Source organism: Rhizobium tibeticum (assembly GCF_900110205.1).
In the GTDB taxonomy this organism is placed as follows: domain Bacteria; phylum Pseudomonadota; class Alphaproteobacteria; order Rhizobiales; family Rhizobiaceae; genus Rhizobium; species Rhizobium tibeticum.
This window is the reverse complement of sequence record NZ_FOCV01000059.1, coordinates 1-18,546: the sequence shown is the minus strand read 5'-3', so window position 1 is coordinate 18,546 and position 18,546 is coordinate 1. Positions and strand designations below refer to the sequence as shown.

The 18,546-nt window shown below is 58.9% G+C and carries 16 protein-coding genes and 1 tRNA gene; 15 read left to right on the top strand and 2 right to left on the bottom strand.

Going from position 1 to position 18,546, the window contains the following annotated elements:
• The 11 genes from BSG20_RS31980 to rpoC all read left to right on the top strand — a co-directional run.
• Positions 1 to 91, top strand: a 91-nt coding sequence (locus BSG20_RS31980) for an EF-Tu C-terminal domain-related protein (protein WP_022719208.1), incomplete at its 5' end; no start/stop codon positions are given.
• A 547-nt stretch (positions 92 to 638) separates the two neighbouring features.
• A complete protein-coding gene (locus tag BSG20_RS31970) occupies positions 639 to 1,532 on the top strand; it encodes an NAD-dependent epimerase/dehydratase family protein (RefSeq protein ID WP_072381725.1) in 894 nt (297 codons plus the stop codon).
• Between the two features lie 140 nt (positions 1,533 to 1,672).
• A tRNA-Trp gene (locus BSG20_RS31965) sits at positions 1,673 to 1,748 on the top strand.
• A 187-nt stretch (positions 1,749 to 1,935) separates the two neighbouring features.
• Positions 1,936 to 2,136 (top strand): preprotein translocase subunit SecE, encoded by a 201-nt coding sequence (secE, locus tag BSG20_RS31960; RefSeq protein ID WP_007531587.1) that lies wholly within the window; start codon positions 1,936 to 1,938, stop codon positions 2,134 to 2,136.
• 17 nt (positions 2,137 to 2,153) lie between these two features.
• Positions 2,154 to 2,684, top strand: coding sequence for a transcription termination/antitermination protein NusG (gene nusG / locus BSG20_RS31955; protein WP_037125800.1), 531 nt, complete (start codon positions 2,154 to 2,156; stop codon positions 2,682 to 2,684).
• Between the two features lie 142 nt (positions 2,685 to 2,826).
• Complete coding sequence (gene rplK, locus BSG20_RS31950) at positions 2,827 to 3,258, top strand: 50S ribosomal protein L11 (protein WP_024318430.1); 432 nt, start codon at positions 2,827 to 2,829, stop codon at positions 3,256 to 3,258.
• A 4-nt stretch (positions 3,259 to 3,262) separates the two neighbouring features.
• A complete protein-coding gene (gene rplA / locus BSG20_RS31945; RefSeq protein ID WP_072381726.1) occupies positions 3,263 to 3,955 on the top strand; it encodes a 50S ribosomal protein L1 in 693 nt (230 codons plus the stop codon).
• 330 nt (positions 3,956 to 4,285) lie between these two features.
• Positions 4,286 to 4,804: a 50S ribosomal protein L10 gene (gene rplJ, locus BSG20_RS31940; RefSeq protein WP_007791997.1), complete on the top strand. Its 519-nt coding sequence runs from the start codon at positions 4,286 to 4,288 to the stop codon at positions 4,802 to 4,804.
• A 58-nt stretch (positions 4,805 to 4,862) separates the two neighbouring features.
• Complete coding sequence (gene rplL / locus BSG20_RS31935; protein WP_024318427.1) at positions 4,863 to 5,240, top strand: 50S ribosomal protein L7/L12; 378 nt, start codon at positions 4,863 to 4,865, stop codon at positions 5,238 to 5,240.
• 256 nt (positions 5,241 to 5,496) lie between these two features.
• Complete coding sequence (rpoB, locus tag BSG20_RS31930) at positions 5,497 to 9,636, top strand: DNA-directed RNA polymerase subunit beta (protein WP_024318426.1); 4,140 nt, start codon at positions 5,497 to 5,499, stop codon at positions 9,634 to 9,636.
• 186 nt (positions 9,637 to 9,822) lie between these two features.
• Positions 9,823 to 14,034 carry a DNA-directed RNA polymerase subunit beta' gene (gene rpoC, locus BSG20_RS31925; RefSeq protein WP_037125792.1) on the top strand — a complete coding sequence of 1,404 codons (4,212 nt, stop codon included), beginning with the start codon at positions 9,823 to 9,825 and terminating at the stop codon, positions 14,032 to 14,034.
• An 86-nt stretch (positions 14,035 to 14,120) separates the two neighbouring features.
• Here rpoC and BSG20_RS31920 read toward each other — a convergent pair whose 3' ends face one another.
• Positions 14,121 to 14,549, bottom strand: a complete 429-nt coding sequence (locus BSG20_RS31920; RefSeq protein WP_072381727.1) for an NUDIX hydrolase — start codon at positions 14,547 to 14,549, stop codon at positions 14,121 to 14,123.
• Positions 14,550 to 14,555: 6 nt separating this feature from the next.
• Positions 14,556 to 14,849, bottom strand: a complete 294-nt coding sequence (locus tag BSG20_RS31915) for a transcriptional regulator (RefSeq protein ID WP_072381731.1) — start codon at positions 14,847 to 14,849, stop codon at positions 14,556 to 14,558.
• 484 nt (positions 14,850 to 15,333) lie between these two features.
• On the opposite strand from BSG20_RS31915, the gene rpsL reads away from it, so the two are divergent.
• The 4 genes from rpsL to BSG20_RS36010 all read left to right on the top strand — a co-directional run.
• Positions 15,334 to 15,705 carry a 30S ribosomal protein S12 gene (gene rpsL, locus BSG20_RS31910; RefSeq protein WP_003547537.1) on the top strand — a complete coding sequence of 124 codons (372 nt, stop codon included), beginning with the start codon at positions 15,334 to 15,336 and terminating at the stop codon, positions 15,703 to 15,705.
• Between the two features lie 77 nt (positions 15,706 to 15,782).
• Positions 15,783 to 16,253, top strand: coding sequence for a 30S ribosomal protein S7 (gene rpsG, locus BSG20_RS31905; protein WP_024318422.1), 471 nt, complete (start codon positions 15,783 to 15,785; stop codon positions 16,251 to 16,253).
• A 29-nt stretch (positions 16,254 to 16,282) separates the two neighbouring features.
• A complete protein-coding gene (fusA, locus tag BSG20_RS31900) occupies positions 16,283 to 18,382 on the top strand; it encodes an elongation factor G (RefSeq protein WP_024318421.1) in 2,100 nt (699 codons plus the stop codon).
• Between the two features lie 69 nt (positions 18,383 to 18,451).
• The coding region (locus tag BSG20_RS36010) for a GTP-binding protein (protein ID WP_018010120.1) at positions 18,452 to 18,546 on the top strand (95 nt) is incomplete at its 3' end.

The window sequence follows — 18,546 nt, the reverse complement described above, 5'->3', positions numbered from 1 at the left end:
TCCGATCGCGATGGAAGAAAAGCTGCGCTTCGCGATCCGCGAAGGCGGCCGTACCGTCGGCGCAGGCATCGTTGCTTCCATCGTCGAGTAAGCTTCGACCTGGATCGAATTGATAGAGCCCCGCTGGAAACAGCGGGGCTTATACATTGAGAGGCTGGAACATTGTGATGATGCTCCAGCCTCTGGTGTACTTGGGCGGCGGGTCGTCGCCGGAGCGGGCATCGCATTCGTGCCAAAGTGGAATCACGAACACGGCAAGAGCGCTCCGGCGGACGTCCGGATCATTCATTTCAGCCACGCGAAGCCGAATACGACCTACTGCGTCCATCGTGAGAAGACCACTTTCCTTGAATACCGGTCCAAGACACCTTGGGCGAATGCTTTTCTGCGCACGAACATGGATAGACGGCTCAACCGTATCGCCCACTCAGTCAAGAGGAAGCGGGTTCGTGTGAACAGGGCTCTTCGGAGCTCGGCTTCAGTTCTTAACCGCCACTGATAAGTCTTCATCCACTGGCCTTGGCCGCCTCATGAGAATGGAGCGCGTCACCCCGTGGTGAAAGGGCAGCGCAGGAGTGGTCTTGCGCTTGAGTGCAAAGCCTTTATCTATCCCTCCGATTTCATATGCGGAGGACACTATGAAAAAGCGGATTCTCTTCACGGGCGGTTCAGGCAAGGCAGGGCGCCATGCGGTGCCATGGCTGGTCAACGCCGGCTACGAGGTTCACAACGTCGATCTGGTGCCGCTTGATAGCCCCGGTGTGACCAATCTGATCGCCGACATCACCGACAGCGGCCAGATCTTCAACGCGCTTTCGATGCATCGGGACCTTCCCGACCTTGATGCGGGCAGGGGCGTCCAGCCTTTCGATGCCGTGGTGCATTTCGCGGCGATCCCGCGCATCCTCATCAAGCCTGACAACGAGACGTTCCGCATCAACACGATGGGTACCTATAATGTCATCGAGGCAGCGGTGAAGCTCGGCATCCGCAAGATCATCGTCGCCTCCAGCGAGACGACCTACGGCGTCTGCTTTGCCGAAGGCCATCGCGACTTCCATCAGTTTCCATTGGAAGAGGACTACGACGTCAATCCGATGGATTCCTACGGCCTCTCCAAGGTGGTGAACGAGAAGACAGCCCGTGCTTTTGCGGAGCGCTCAGGTTTCGACATCTACGCCCTGCGCATCGGCAATGTCATCGAGCCGCACGAGTACGAGAAGTTTCCGACCTTTTTCTCAAATCCTGAAATGCGCAAGCGCATCGCCTGGAGCTATATCGACGCCCGCGATCTGGGCCAGATCTGCCACCTCTGCATCGAGAAGGACGGCTTGGGCTTCCAGGTCTTCAACGCCGCAAACGACACGGTCTCAGCCAATACGCCGTCGAGGGAACTCGCCAGGCGTTTCTATCCGAGCGTGCCGTTCACGCGCGAAATCGGCGAATATGAGGGGCTGCTCTCCAACCGCAAGATCCGCGAAGTACTTGGCTTCAAGGAGGAGCACGACTGGCGCAAATATGTGAAAGTCTAATCGCAGACCTTTCCCGCGCCGCAGTATTGGAAAAATAGAAAAACGCACTTGCCAATCCTGCGCTGCCGCCTTAAAGGGAGCGCCATGCTTGCAGTTGCGCTTCGCGGCCAGTCGGTCAAGAAGCTGAATGTAAAGCGTAAAGGGGTATAGCTCAGCTGGTAGAGCGGCGGTCTCCAAAACCGCAGGTCGTGGGTTCGAGCCCCTCTGCCCCTGCCATCTTTCTTGAACGAGTAGCGCGGATATCCGCGGCGGTTCGGACAGAAAGGCGACGTATGGCTAAGTTCGTTAAACTTCGGTTTCCCTCTTGTGTAATCGGGAATCGATGTTTATGTAGGGTTCAACAGACACGCGGTGCGTGGGGCTGAATTTTCAGCTTTACGCGCCGTAATTGCGTGGGCAGTCGATGGCATCCAAATCCAATCCGTTTACGTTTCTACAGCAGGTTCGCTCCGAGACGTCGAAAGTTACCTGGCCGTCGCGCCGCGAGACGATGATCTCGACGGTCATGGTGCTTGTAATGGTGATCTTTGCCGCGCTGTTCTTTTTTGCCGCTGACCAGCTCATTGGCTGGCTGTTGAGCTTCGTGCTTAACGTCGGCAATTGATCGGGTGGAGTAGTAACATGGCGGCACGTTGGTACATCGTCCACGCGTATTCGAATTTTGAGAAGAAGGTGGCTGAATCCATCGAGGAGAAGGCCAGGCAGAAGGGACTCGAGCATCTTTTTGAAAAGATCCTCGTACCGACTGAAAAGGTGGTTGAAGTGCGTCGCGGCCGCAAGGTCGATTCCGAGCGCAAGTTCTTCCCGGGCTACGTTCTCGTTCGTGCCAATCTCACGGACGAAGCCTACCACCTCATTAAGAATACGCCGAAGGTTACTGGTTTCCTCGGCTCCGACAATAAGCCCGTTCCGATTCCGGATTATGAAGCCGAGCGAATTCTCGGCCAGGTTCAGGAAGGCGTCGAGCGGCCGAAGGCGTCCGTTACCTTCGAGATTGGCGAGCAGGTCCGCGTTTCGGACGGTCCGTTCGCTTCGTTCAACGGCACGGTTCAGGATGTGGACGAAGAGCGTTCGCGCCTGAAGGTTGAAGTGTCGATCTTCGGCCGCGCTACGCCGGTCGAGCTGGAATACGCTCAGGTCGAAAAGGTCTGAGCGGGCGCGGTGTGAGCCGCGAACCGCGTGGGAGGTGAGGGGTCTTAGCCGGACCCTGTGATCCGCACCACGCAACCGCAGCCGCCGGAGAAATCCGGCATCACTGGCCGGGCAACCGGTCACCAATGAAAGGCAGAGAGATATGGCTAAGAAAGTTGCAGGCCAGCTCAAGCTTCAGGTCAAGGCAGGATCGGCAAATCCGTCCCCGCCGATTGGTCCGGCGCTTGGTCAGCGTGGCATTAACATTATGGAATTCTGCAAGGCGTTCAATGCCGCTACGCAGGAAATGGAAAAGGGTATGCCGATCCCGGTCGTCATCACCTACTACCAGGACAAGTCCTTCACCTTCGCGATGAAGCAGCCGCCCGTCAGCTACTGGCTGAAGAAGGAAGCGAAGATCACGTCCGGTTCGAAGACGCCTGGCAAGGGCGCTACCGCCGGCAAGCTCACCAAGGCTCAGATCAAGTCGATCGCAGAAGCCAAGATGAAGGATCTGAACGCAGCGGATATCGAAGGTGCAATGGCGATGATCGAGGGCTCTGCCCGCGCCATGGGCCTGGAAGTGGTAGGATAAGACCATGGCTGGCAAGCGCACCAAGAAGATCAACGAAGGTGTTGATCCCACAAAGCTCTACGCTCTGAACCTTGCAATCGGTATGGTCAAGGAGCGCGCGGTTGCGAAGTTCGATGAGACCATCGAAGTCGCTATGAACCTCGGCGTTGATCCGCGTCACGCAGACCAAATGGTCCGCGGCGTTGTCAACCTACCGAACGGCACGGGCCGCGACGTTCGCGTTGCTGTCTTCGCTCGTGGCGCCAAGGCTGACGAAGCCAAGGCAGCTGGCGCAGATGTCGTCGGTGCTGAAGAGCTCGTCGAAATCGTCCAGGGCGGCAAGATCGATTTCGATCGCTGCATCGCGACGCCGGACATGATGCCGCTCGTCGGCCGCCTCGGTAAGGTTCTCGGCCCGCGTGGGATGATGCCGAACCCGAAGGTTGGTACGGTTACGATGGACGTCGCTGGTGCCGTTAAGGCATCTAAGGGCGGCGCTGTTGAGTTCCGCGTTGAAAAGGCCGGTATCGTTCACGCCGGCATTGGCAAGGCCTCTTTCGACGCCAAGGCGCTGGAAGAAAACATCCGTGCCTTCGCTGATGCGGTCATCAAGGCTAAGCCGACAGGCGCCAAGGGCAACTACGTCAAGCGCGTAGCGATCTCTTCGACCATGGGCCCGGGCGTCAAGATCGACCCGTCGTCCGTTACGGCTGCTTAAATAAGTTTCGCCGGGCTTCGGCCCGGTTCATGAATTCCGGCCTCGCAAGGGGCCGGAATATTCCGGAGAAATCCGGAATCCTGTCCGAGATTGCAGGTGGTTTTCCCTTAATCACTTCGCCTGCATGAGACGGGTAAGACCCGAATTGCATGAAGTGCTACTTCTAGGAATTTGGTTCGAGCCTTGGATGCCTTGTGCCTTCGGCCTTTCTTTGGCGCGAAGCGCGAGGGGACAGGATCCTCAAGCGTCGCTTGGGATCTCTTCTGATCCCAGGAGGCAAAGGCAACCCGGTAGGCCCCGTCAAAAGGTCCTGCCAACTGGAGATAGGCAGTGGAAAGAGCGGAAAAACGCGAATTCGTCACGGAACTGAACGAAGTCTTCAAGGCTTCGGGCTCGGTTGTCGTGGCCCACTATGCTGGTGCTACAGTCGCGCAGATGAACGACTTCCGTTCGAAGATGCGCGCTGCTGGCGGCACCGTCAAAGTCGCGAAGAACCGCCTGGCCAAGATCGCCCTTCAGGGTACGGAAGCGGAAGGGATTTCCAATCTCTTCACCGGTCAGACGCTGATTGCATACAGCACTGATCCGATCACCGCTCCGAAAGTCGTCGTGGATTTCGCCAAGGGCAACGACAAGATCGTTGTACTGGGCGGCGCCATGGGAACAACCACGCTCAATGCCGATGCAGTCAAGTCGCTTGCGACCCTGCCGTCGTTGGACGAACTGCGCGCGAAGCTGCTGGGCATGATCCAGACTCCGGCTACCCGCATCGCAGGCGTTGTTGCAGCACCGGCAAGCCAGCTTGCTCGCGTGTTCTCGGCTTACGCCAAGAAGGACGAAGCCGCATAAGGCGGTTTTTTGCTGTTTATAAAACACCGGTTCGAACCGAACAAAAGGAACTGATAACATGGCTGATCTCGCAAAGATCGTAGACGACCTCTCCTCGCTGACCGTTCTGGAAGCTGCAGAACTGTCGAAGCTTCTCGAAGAAAAGTGGGGCGTTTCCGCTGCTGCTCCGGTAGCTGTTGCTGCTGCTGCTGGCGGTGGTGCTGCTGCTGTCGTTGAAGAAGAAAAGACCGAGTTCGACGTCATCCTCACGGATGCCGGCGCAAACAAGATCAACGTCATCAAGGAAGTCCGCGCCATCACCGGCCTCGGCCTCAAGGAAGCCAAGGACCTCGTCGAAGGCGCTCCGAAGGCTGTCAAGGAAGCCGTTTCCAAGGCTGAAGCTGCTGACATCAAGAAGAAGCTTGAAGACGCCGGCGCCAAGGTCGACGTTAAGTAATCTTGAACTGCATCTGGGAGGTGGGGTTTCCCGCCTCCCATTTGCCGTTTGTCGAACGAATTACCCAAAAGCCGCGTGAAAACGGCTTTTGGGTAATGGGTTCTTCAAGAGGATGGTCTCGAACCGAGACGCGCAGGCAATCCGGCCTCGCATTTCGGGAAGTGAGACGAGATTGAACTACCCATTGATTGACGGGGTCGACTGGCCATCGGTTCCCGTCCGTTGCAGGCCCGGATGCAATTTTGAAGGAGCGACGATGGCTCAGACCCTTTCATTCAATGGTCGTAGGCGCGTACGCAAGTTTTTCGGTAAGATCCCAGAAGTCGCAGAAATGCCGAACCTCATCGAGGTTCAGAAGGCATCGTATGATCAATTCCTGATGGTTGAAGAGCCCAAGGGCGGTCGCCCTGACGAGGGCCTTCAAGCTGTCTTCAAGTCCGTTTTCCCGATCACGGATTTCTCCGGCGCTTCGATGCTGGAGTTCGTGTCCTATGAGTTCGAACCGCCGAAGTTCGACGTTGATGAATGCCGCCAGCGCGACCTCACCTACGCCGCGCCGCTGAAGGTTACTCTCCGCCTGATCGTGTTCGATATCGATGAAGATACGGGCGCGAAGTCCATCAAGGACATCAAGGAACAGTCGGTCTACATGGGCGACATGCCGCTCATGACCAACAACGGTACGTTCATTGTCAACGGCACCGAGCGCGTTATCGTGTCTCAGATGCACCGTTCGCCGGGCGTCTTCTTCGATCACGACAAGGGCAAGAGCCATTCTTCCGGCAAGCTGCTCTTCGCTGCCCGCGTGATCCCGTATCGCGGTTCCTGGCTCGACATCGAGTTCGACGCCAAGGACATCGTCTATGCCCGTATCGACCGCCGCCGCAAGATCCCCGTGACCTCGCTGCTGATGGCGCTCGGCATGGACGGTGAAGAAATTCTGTCGACCTTCTACACGAAGTCAGACTATCAGCGCGATGGCAAGGGCTGGCGTATTCCGTTTACGCCTGAGACCCTCAAGGGTGCCAAGGCGATCACCGAAATGGTCGACGCCGATACCGGCGAAGTCGTCGTCGAAGCCGGCAAGAAGCTGACCCCGCGTCTGCTCCGCCAGCTCGCTGACAAGGGCCTGAAGGCTCTGAAGGCAACGGACGAAGATCTGTACGGCAACTACCTCGCCGAAGACATCGTCAACTACTCGACGGGTGAAATCTACCTCGAGGCCGGCGACGAGATCGACGAGAAGACGCTGCCTGTCATCCTGCAGAACGGTTTCGACGAGATCCCGGTTCTGGGCATCGACCACATCAATGTCGGCGCCTATATCCGCAACACGCTGACGGCCGACAAGAACGAGCACCGCCAGGACGCTTTGTTCGACATCTACCGCGTCATGCGTCCGGGTGAACCGCCCACAATGGACTCGGCCGAAGCCATGTTCAACTCGCTGTTCTTCGATGCGGAGCGGTACGACCTCTCCGCCGTCGGCCGCGTGAAGATGAACATGCGTCTTGATCTCGACGTCGAAGACACCGTCCGCATCTTGCGCAAGGACGACATCCTGGCCGTGGTCAAGATGCTGGTCGAACTGCGCGACGGCAAGGGCGAAATCGACGACATCGACAACCTCGGCAACCGTCGTGTTCGCTCCGTCGGCGAATTGATGGAAAACCAGTACCGGCTCGGTCTGCTCCGCATGGAGCGTGCGATCAAGGAACGTATGTCCTCGATCGAAATCGACACGGTCATGCCGCAGGATCTGATCAACGCGAAGCCGGCAGCTGCTGCCGTTCGTGAATTCTTCGGCTCCTCGCAGCTGTCGCAGTTCATGGACCAGGTGAACCCGCTTTCGGAAATCACCCACAAGCGCCGTCTATCGGCTCTTGGCCCAGGTGGTCTGACCCGCGAGCGCGCAGGCTTCGAAGTCCGCGACGTTCACCCGACCCACTACGGCCGCATTTGCCCGATCGAAACGCCGGAAGGCCCGAACATCGGTCTGATCAACTCGCTTGCGACCTTCGCCCGCGTGAACAAGTACGGCTTCATCGAAAGCCCGTACCGCCGCATCGTTGATGGCAAGGTGACGAACGACGTTCTTTACCTCTCTGCCATGGAAGAAGCGAAGTACTACGTCGCGCAGGCGAACGCCGAGCTCGGCACCGACGGTTCCTTCACCGACGAATTCGTCGTCTGCCGTCACGCCGGCGAAGTCATGCTCGCACCGCGCGACAGTATGAACCTGATGGACGTCTCGCCCAAGCAGGTCGTTTCGGTTGCTGCTGCTCTCATCCCGTTCCTGGAAAACGACGACGCCAACCGCGCTCTCATGGGCTCGAACATGCAGCGTCAGGCCGTGCCGCTGCTGCGCGCTGAAGCTCCGTTCGTCGGCACCGGCATGGAGCCGGTCGTCGCCCGCGACTCCGGTGCTGCTATCGGCGCCCGCCGTGGCGGTGTTGTCGACCAGGTCGACGCGACGCGTATCGTTATCCGTGCGACGGAAGACCTCGAAGCTGGCAAGTCCGGCGTCGATATCTACCGCCTGCAGAAGTTCCAGCGTTCGAACCAGAATACCTGCGTTAACCAGCGCCCGCTGGTCACCGTCGGTGACGAGGTCAACCGCGGCGACATCCTCGCCGACGGTCCTTCGACGGACCTGGGCGATCTGGCACTCGGCCGCAACGCGCTCGTCGCGTTCATGCCGTGGAACGGTTACAACTACGAAGACTCGATCCTGCTCTCCGAGCGTATCGTTGCCGACGACGTGTTCACCTCCATCCACATCGAAGAATTCGAAGTGATGGCGCGTGACACCAAGCTTGGTCCGGAAGAAATCACGCGCGACATTCCGAACGTTTCGGAAGAAGCACTGAAGAACCTCGACGAAGCCGGTATCGTCTACATTGGCGCCGAAGTTCAGCCGGGCGATATCCTCGTCGGCAAGATCACGCCGAAGGGCGAAAGCCCGATGACGCCGGAAGAAAAACTTCTGCGCGCCATCTTCGGTGAGAAGGCTTCGGACGTTCGCGATACCTCCATGCGCATGCCGCCCGGCACCTACGGCACAATCGTCGAAGTGCGCGTCTTCAATCGCCATGGCGTTGAGAAGGACGAGCGCGCGATGGCGATCGAGCGCGAAGAGATCGAGCGTCTTGCAAAGGACCGCGACGACGAGCAGGCGATCCTCGACCGTAACGTCTACGGTCGTCTGGTCGACATGCTGCGTGGCCAGGTCGCCATTGCGGGCCCGAAGGGCTTCAAGAAGGGCACCGAGCTGGCAAACGCGGTCGTCTCCGAATACCCGCGCTCGCAGTGGTGGATGTTCGCGGTCGAAGACGAGAAGGTCCAGGGCGAACTCGAAGCTCTACGTGGCCAGTACGACGAATCCAAGTCGCGCCTTGAGCAGCGCTTCATGGACAAGGTCGAAAAGGTCCAGCGCGGCGACGAAATGCCTCCGGGCGTCATGAAGATGGTTAAGGTCTTCGTTGCTGTGAAGCGCAAGATCCAGCCAGGCGACAAGATGGCCGGCCGTCACGGCAACAAGGGTGTCGTTTCGCGCATCGTTCCGGTCGAGGACATGCCGTTCCTGGAAGATGGCACGCACGTCGACGTCGTTCTGAACCCGCTCGGCGTGCCTTCGCGCATGAACGTCGGTCAGATCCTCGAGACCCACCTTGGTTGGGCATGCGCCGGTATGGGCCGCCAGATCGGCGACATGCTGGAAGCCTACAGGGCAAGCGGCAACATCGAGCCACTGCGCAAGACGATCGGCGACGTTGTCGGCGACGGTCCGAAGGCCGAACAGGTCAAGGACTTCGACGATGACTCGGTCCTGCGTCTGGCTGACCAGTGGAAGCGCGGCGTTTCGATTGCAACGCCGGTCTTCGATGGTGCTCATGAAGGTGACGTCAACGAGATGCTGGCTCTGGCTGGTCTCAAGGAAAGCGGTCAGTCGACGCTGTACGACGGCCGTACCGGTGAGCAGTTCGACCGCCAGGTCACGGTTGGCTACATCTACATGCTGAAGCTGAACCACCTTGTCGACGACAAGATCCACGCCCGTTCGATCGGTCCTTACTCGCTCGTTACCCAGCAGCCGCTGGGCGGCAAGGCGCAGTTCGGCGGTCAGCGCTTCGGCGAAATGGAAGTCTGGGCTCTGGAAGCATACGGTGCAGCCTACACGCTGCAGGAAATGCTGACGGTGAAGTCGGACGACGTCGCCGGCCGTACCAAGGTCTACGAAGCCATCGTCCGTGGCGACGATACGTTCGAAGCCGGTATTCCGGAAAGCTTCAACGTTCTCGTCAAGGAAATGCGCTCGCTCGGTCTCTCTGTCGAACTCGAGAATTCGAAGGTCGACGAGCAGCAGGCCGGCCAGTTGCCGGACGCCGCCGAGTAACCACTGATAGGGTGTGCGCTGTAACGCAGCGCACACCGTTCCCGCTCTGGCCCCGTACGTGTCGGCCGGGCAGGGACGATTTCGCCGCATTCTGCGGTTATTGTCGTTTTGAGCGTTGGCGCGGCACCCGGGATTTGCCGCCGTCCATGCAAGCTAAGGGCGCATCCGCCCATGAAGGAGACAGGCATGAACCAAGAGGTCATGAATCTTTTCAATCCGCAGGTGCCTGCACAGAACTTCGATTCCATCCGGATTTCGATTGCTTCTCCGGAGAAGATTCTTTCCTGGTCTTATGGTGAGATCAAGAAGCCGGAAACCATCAACTACCGCACGTTCAAGCCGGAACGCGACGGTCTCTTCTGCGCGCGCATCTTCGGACCGATCAAGGACTACGAGTGCCTGTGCGGAAAGTACAAGCGCATGAAGTACAAGGGCATCATCTGCGAAAAGTGCGGCGTCGAAGTCACGCTGTCGCGCGTTCGCCGTGAGCGCATGGGCCACATCGAGCTCGCGGCTCCCGTTGCCCACATCTGGTTCCTGAAGTCGCTGCCGAGCCGCATCTCGACGCTGCTCGACATGACGCTGAAGGATGTAGAGCGCGTTCTCTACTTCGAAAACTACATCGTCACCGAGCCGGGCCTCACCGCCCTCAAGGAGCACCAGCTCCTCTCGGAAGAAGAGTACATGCTGGCCGTCGACGAATACGGCGAAGACCAGTTCACGGCCATGATCGGCGCTGAGGCCATCTACGAGATGCTGGCCTCGATGAACCTCGAGAAGATCGCTGGCGATCTGCGCTCCGAGCTTGCCGACACGACGTCGGATCTCAAGCAGAAGAAGCTGATGAAGCGCCTGAAGATCGTCGAGAACTTCATGGAGTCGGGCAACCGCCCGGAATGGATGATCATGAAGGTCGTTCCGGTGATCCCGCCGGACCTGCGCCCGCTCGTTCCGCTTGATGGCGGTCGTTTCGCGACGTCGGACCTCAACGATCTCTACCGCCGCGTCATCAACCGTAACAACCGTCTGAAGCGCCTGATCGAACTGCGCGCTCCGGGCATCATCATCCGCAACGAAAAGCGCATGCTGCAGGAATCTGTGGACGCGCTGTTCGACAACGGCCGCCGTGGCCGCGTTATCACGGGCGCCAACAAGCGTCCGCTGAAGTCGCTGTCCGACATGCTCAAGGGCAAGCAGGGCCGCTTCCGTCAGAACTTGCTCGGCAAGCGCGTCGACTACTCCGGCCGTTCGGTCATCGTGACCGGTCCGGAACTGAAGCTGCATCAGTGCGGTCTTCCGAAGAAGATGGCGCTCGAGCTCTTCAAGCCGTTCATCTATGCCCGCCTCGACGCCAAGGGTTACTCCTCGACCGTCAAGCAGGCCAAGAAGCTGGTGGAAAAGGAAAAGCCTGAGGTTTGGGATATCCTCGACGAGGTCATCCGCGAGCATCCGGTTCTCCTGAACCGCGCGCCGACGCTGCACCGCCTGGGCATCCAGGCCTTCGAACCTACCCTGGTCGAAGGCAAGGCTATCCAGCTGCACCCGCTCGTCTGCACGGCATTCAACGCCGACTTCGACGGCGACCAGATGGCCGTTCACGTGCCGCTGTCGCTCGAAGCCCAGCTCGAAGCCCGCGTTTTGATGATGTCGACGAACAACATCCTGCACCCGGCAAACGGTGCACCGATCATCGTTCCGTCGCAGGACATGGTTCTCGGCCTCTATTACCTCTCGATCATGAACCAGAACGAGCCGGGCGAAGGCATGGCCTTCTCCGATCTCGGCGAACTGCATCATGCGCTCGAGACCAAGGTCGTGACGCTGCACACCAAGATCCGCGGTCGCTTCAAGTCGGTCGGCGAGGACGGCAAGCCGTATTCGAAGATCTACGAAACGACGCCGGGCCGTCTGCTCATTGGCGAACTTCTGCCGAAGAACGGCAAGGTGACCTTCGACATCTGCAACCAGGAAATGACCAAGAAGAACATCTCGAAGATGATCGACGCGGTCTACCGTCATTGCGGCCAGAAGGACACGGTCATTTTCTGCGACCGTATCATGCAGCTCGGCTTCAGCCATGCGTGCCGCGCCGGCATTTCGTTCGGCAAGGACGACATGGTCATCCCGGAAACCAAGGCGAAGATCGTCGGTGATACCGAAAACCTGGTGAAGGAATACGAACAGCAGTACAATGACGGCCTGATCACCCAGGGCGAAAAGTACAACAAGGTCGTCGACGCCTGGGGCAAGGCCACCGAGAAGGTCGCCGAAGACATGATGGCGCGCATCAAAGCCGTCGAATTCGACAAGACCACCGGTCGTCAGAAACCCATGAACGCCATCTACATGATGTCGCACTCCGGCGCCCGTGGTTCTCCGAACCAGATGCGTCAGCTGGGCGGCATGCGCGGCCTCATGGCCAAGCCGTCGGGCGAAATCATCGAAACGCCGATCACGTCGAACTTCAAGGAAGGCCTGACCGTCAACGAGTACTTCAACTCGACGCACGGTGCCCGTAAGGGTCTCGCAGACACCGCCTTGAAGACCGCGAACTCCGGTTACCTGACACGCCGTCTCGTCGACGTCGCCCAGGATTGCATCGTCAACTCGGTCGATTGCGGTACCGATACCGGCCTCACCATGACTGCCATCGTCGATGCCGGTCAGGTCGTTGCCTCGCTCGGCGCCCGTATTCTCGGTCGTACGGCTCTCGACGATATCGATCATCCGGTTACGGGTGAGCGCCTCGTTGACGCCGGCAAGATGATCCTCGAACCCGATGTCATCGAGATCGAAAAGGCTGGTATCCAGTCGATCCGCATCCGTTCGGCCCTGACCTGCGAAATCCAGACCGGCGTTTGCGCGGTCTGCTACGGTCGTGACCTTGCACGCGGCACGCCTGTCAATATGGGCGAAGCGGTCGGTGTTATCGCTGCTCAGTCGATCGGCGAGCCGGGCACGCAGCTCACCATGCGTACGTTCCACCTTGGTGGCACGGCAACCGTGGTCGACCAGTCGTTCCTGGAAGCTTCGTATGAAGGTACGGTTCAGATCAAGAACCGCAACCTGCTACGCAACTCGGATGGCAACCTCGTTGCTATGGGCCGCAACATGACCGTCCAGATCCTGGACGAACGTGGTGTCGAGCGCTCCTCACAGCGTGTGGCCTACGGTTCGAAGCTGCACGTCGACGAAGGCGACAAGGTCAAGCGCGGCCAGCGTCTGGCAGAGTGGGACCCCTACACCCGTCCGATGATGACGGAAGTAGCCGGTACCGTTCAGTTCGAAGACGTTGTCGACGGTCTCTCGGTTCTTGAAGCGACCGATGAATCCACGGGCATCACCAAGCGTCAGGTTATCGACTGGCGTTCGACCCCGCGTGGTTCGGACCTCAAGCCGGCTATCGTCATCAAGGACGCCAGCGGCAATGTCATGAAGCTGTCCCGTGGTGGTGACGCTCGCTTCCTGCTTTCGGTCGATGCGATCCTGTCGGTCGAGCCGGGCACGAAGGTGTCGCAGGGTGACGTGCTTGCACGTTCGCCGCTCGAAAGCGCCAAGACCAAGGACATCACCGGTGGTCTGCCGCGCGTTGCCGAACTGTTCGAAGCTCGTCGTCCGAAGGACCACGCCATCATCGCAGAGATCGATGGTACGATCCGCCTCGGCCGCGACTACAAGAACAAGCGTCGCGTCATCATCGAGCCGGCGGAAGACGGTGTCGAGCCGGTCGAATACCTGATCCCGAAGGGCAAGCCCTTCCACCTTCAGGAAGGCGACTATATCGAGAAGGGTGACTACATCCTCGACGGTAACCCGGCTCCGCACGACATCCTGGCGATCAAGGGCGTCGAAGCTCTGGCTTCGTACCTGGTCAACGAAATCCAGGAAGTCTATCGCCTGCAGGGCGTTGTCATCAACGACAAGCACATCGAAGTGATTGTCCGTCAGATGCTGCAGAAGGTGGAAATCACCGATGCAGGCGACTCGACCTACATCGTCGGTGACAACGTCGACCGTATCGAGCTCGAAGACGTCAACGATGCGCTGATCGAACAGGGCAAGAAGCCTGCTTATGGCGATCCGGTTCTGCTCGGCATCACCAAGGCGTCGCTGCAGACCCCGTCCTTCATCTCCGCCGCGTCCTTCCAGGAAACGACGAAGGTGCTGACGGAGGCTGCCATCGCCGGCAAGACCGACGGCCTGCAGGGTCTGAAGGAAAACGTCATCGTCGGCCGCCTGATCCCGGCCGGTACCGGTGGCACGATGACCCAGATCCGCCGCATCGCGACGTCGCGCGACGAGATGATTCTCGAAGAACGCCGCAAGGGCACGGGCGCCGATGTCGCCACCCCGATGCTGCAGGATCTCGCAGGCGAGAGCGCGCCGGCTGCCGAATAATCGGCAGTTTGGTTCTCAGAATTGGAAAGCCGCCCGGAGCGATCCGGGCGGCTTTCGTTTTTGGTTCGTTATTACGGCTGAGAGGCTCAGCCAAGCAGCGGCAATCCATGCTCCATGCCGTAGCCGAGCCGTTTGCGGGCGTTGTCGAAGCTGAGCCAGAAGAAACGGAACAGGATTGGCCCTCCGCCGCTGAACGGCGTCATTTCCTGGTGCAGCCAGGTGGCGGGCCGCTTACCTTCGAGGGGAATGTGGAAGTAGTGCCGCCGGTGGCAAGTTTCGGTACCGTCTTTGGAAAAGCGATAGTCATGGACGGCGAGCGGGGCGAGGCGAGTTGCGGGCAGGATCCCGGTCTCTTCCGAGAATTCCCGAAGTGCCGCGGCGCCGACATCTTCGCCGGCCTCAACCGTACCGCCGGGAACCTGAAGCTCGACCTCGGGAAAGTCGGGCTCATCGAAAACCAGTAGCCTGTCGCGCCAAGTGGCATAGAACAGCACCTTGAGCGCATTCGGCTTCATCGGGTCTCAGTTGAAGCGGATGATCGCCACTTCGCCGTCGACGGCGCCCTGGTAAGCGGAGGCGTGCGGCTCCTCTTCCGGCACCTCGGTCAGCATGCCGATCTGGTCGAGATCTGCCTCGATGAAGCCTTCCTCGGCCAGTGCGTTCAGGGCCTCGCGCACGGCGCTGTCGTCATCGGCGGCCTTGAGCATGATGTGGAGGTCGACGCCCTCGCTGTCATCGGACTGATAGCCCTTGCCGATGATAATGAAGACCATCGGGCCTTCGGAATTGTTGTCGTTGTCGGGGGCAGTAATCATCGGATGTCCTTCGATTCGAGATTTGAATCTGATTTCATGCGCTTAGCGTCTGCGATCGGTGATTCCATAGCCGCTTTTTGTTGCGATGCTCAAGTTTATCTTGCCGCGCCGCAGTGAATTCGCCTAGAAGCGCCAAAAGAGCGCGGAATGACCCGGTTTCAAGGCGTTTGGCCGAAGTTTATTTCTTGAGGCCTTGACGAGACGACGGGAAACCAGTAGTACCCGCGCCATCCGGACCCATGTGAGGCATGGCCATTCGGGGCGACGCGCTCCGGAGATCACCTCAAACAAGGTCCGAAACGCACGTTGAAGATATGATGCCTGCACGCACGACGCATGTCTTTTGCGTCCTCTGCTCTCTGTGGTCCATCTGCGAAAGCGGATCGGGCCACGTTTTGCGCATTGAGACAAGCGTGTGATCTTGCCGGAGACGGCGCGAGTTACGCCCGCAAGGGATTGAGATATAAACGTAAGGGATGGTTGAATGCCTACCGTAAACCAGCTTATCCGCAAGCCGCGTCAGGCGAACGTAAAGCGTAATAAGGTTCCTGCCCTGCAGGAAAACCCGCAGAAGCGCGGCGTTTGCACCCGCGTCTACACGACGACGCCGAAGAAGCCGAACTCGGCTCTCCGTAAGGTCGCAAAGATCCGTCTGACCAACGGCTTCGAAGTCATTGGGTACATTCCCGGCGAAGGTCACAACCTTCAGGAACACTCTGTCGTCATGATCCGTGGCGGCCGCGTTAAGGACCTTCCGGGTGTCCGTTACCACATCATCCGCGGCGTTCTCGATACCCAGGGTGTCAAGAACCGCAAGCAGCGCCGTTCGAAGTACGGTGCGAAGCGTCCGAAGTAATTCGGATTTCAAGAAATCCGGCGCTGCGTGAGGTCCTCCGCGTGATAAAGCGCCTTAACGGTTAAGAGACGAGAAGTATGTCCAGACGTCACAGAGCAGAAAAGCGCGAGATCAACCCGGACCCGAAGTTCGGCGATCTCATCGTCACCAAGTTCATGAATGCCATCATGCTTGACGGCAAGAAGTCCGTCGCTGAAAGCATTGTCTACGGCGCATTTGACTCCGTACAGGGCAAGTCCAAGCAGGAGCCGCTCGGCGTGTTCCATCAGGCTCTGGACAACGTTGCTCCGCACGTTGAAGTCCGTTCGCGCCGCGTTGGTGGTGCTACCTATCAGGTTCCGGTCGACGTTCGTCCGGAGCGCCGTCAGGCCCTGGCCATCCGCTGGCTGATCGCTGCTGCGCGCAAGCGCAACGAAACGACCATGGTCGACCGACTGTCGGGCGAGCTTCTCGATGCATCCAACAACCGTGGTTCCGCGGTCAAGAAGCGCGAAGACACGCATAAGATGGCTGATGCCAACCGTGCGTTCTCGCATTATCGCTGGTAATCCCGAACGGGTTCGAAAGGCAGTCCACAATGGCTCGCGAATATAAAATCGAAGACTACCGAAATTTCGGTATCATGGCGCACATTGACGCCGGCAAGACGACGACGACCGAGCGTATTCTTTATTACACCGGCAAGTCGCACAAGATCGGTGAAGTGCACGACGGCGCAGCCACCATGGACTGGATGGAGCAGGAGCAGGAGCGTGGCATCACGATCACTTCCGCTGCGACCACGACCTACTGGAAGGGTCGCGACGGCAAGACGCGCCGCTTCAACATCATCGACACCCCCGGCCACGTCGACTTCACCATCGAAGTCGAGCGTTCGCTGCGCGTTCTCGACGGTGCTATTGCTCTTCTCGATGCCAACGCAGGCGTAGAGCCGCAGACGGAAACCGTCTGGCGTCAGGCTGAGAAGTACAACGTTCCGCGCATGATCTTCTGCAACAAGATGGACAAGACCGGCGCGGACTTCTACCGCTCGGTTGAGATGATCAAGACCCGTCTCGGTGCGACTGCTGTTGTCATGCAGCTGCCGATCGGCGCAGAAACAGAGTTCAAGGGTGTTGTCGACCTGATCGAGATGAATGCTCTCGTCTGGCGCGACGAATCGCTCGGCGCCCAGTGGGACGTCGTCGAAATCCCGGACGACCTGAAGGCCAAGGCTGAAGAGTATCGCGAAAAGCTGATCGAGACCGTTGTCGAGATCGACGAAGCTGCGATGGAAGCCTACCTGGAAGGCAACATGCCCGACAACGATCAGATCCGTGCGCTCGTTCGCCGCGGCACGATCGACGTCAAGTTCCACCCGATGTTCTGCGGCACGGCCTTCAAGAACAAGGGCGTTCAGCCGTTGCTCGACGCCGTTGTCGATTACCTGCCGTCGCCGCTCGACATTCCGGCGATCAAGGGCATCGACTTCAAGACGGAAGCCGAAATCGAACGTCATGCTGACGATTCCGAGCCGCTTTCGATGCTCGCGTTCAAGATCATGAACGACCCCTTCGTCGGTTCGCTGACCTTCGCACGCATCTACTCAGGCAAGCTCGAAAAGGGTTCGTCGGTTTTGAACACGGTCAAGGACAAGCGCGAGCGTGTCGGCCGTATGCTGCAGATGCACTCGAACTCGCGCGAAGACATCGAAGAAGCCTTCGCAGGCGACATCGTTGCTCTCGCCGGCCTCAAGGAAACCACCACGGGTGACACGCTCTGCGATCCGCTGAAGCCTGTTATCCTCGAGCGCATGGAATTCCCTGAACCGGTTATCCAAATCGCGATCGAGCCGAAGTCTAAGGGCGACCAGGAGAAGATGGGCCTCGCGCTCAACCGCCTGGCTGCTGAAGACCCGTCGTTCCGCGTTAAGACCGACCAGGAATCCGGCCAGACGATCATCGCCGGCATGGGCGAGCTTCACCTCGACATCATCGTCGACCGTATGCGTCGCGAGTTCAAGGTTGAAGCAAACGTCGGTGCTCCGCAGGTTGCTTACCGCGAAACCATCACGCGCCAGCACGAGGAAGACTATACGCACAAGAAGCAGTCCGGTGGTACCGGCCAGTTCGCGCGCGTCAAGATCGTCTTCGAACCGAACCCGGAAGGCGAAGACTTCAAGTTCGAATCCAAGATCGTCGGCGGTGCTGTTCCGAAGGAATACATCCCGGGCGTTCAGAAGGGGATCGAAAGCGTTCTGTCGTCCGGCCCGCTGGCTGGCTTCCCGATGCTCGGCGTCAAGGCGACGCTCATCGACGGTGCCTTCCATGACGTCGACTCGTCGGTTCTGGCCTTCGAAATCGCCTCGCGTGCTTGCTTCCGTGAAGCAGCCAAGAAGGCCGGCGCTCAGCTGCTCGAGCCGATGATGAAGGTCGAAGTCGTAACGCCTGAAGATTACGTCGGTGACGTGATCGGCGACCTGAACTCACGTCGTGGCCAGATCCAGGGCCAGGAAAGCCGTGGTGTAGCGGTTGTCATCAACGCGAACGTTCCGCTGGCGAACATGTTCAAGTACGTCGACAACCTGCGCTCCATGTCTCAGGGCCGCGCGCAGTACACGATGACCTTTGATCACTATTCGCCGGTCCCGTCGAACGTCGCAACGGAAATCCAGGCAAAGTATTCCGGTCAGAAGTGACCGGAATACCAATTGACCGATAACAAGAATTAGATCCCTCAGGGGACCTTAAAAGAGTGGAGAGCCCACATGGCAAAGAGTAAGTTTGAGCGCAACAAGCCGCACGTTAACATCGGCACGATCGGCCACGTTGACCACGGCAAGACGTCTCTGACGGCAGCGAT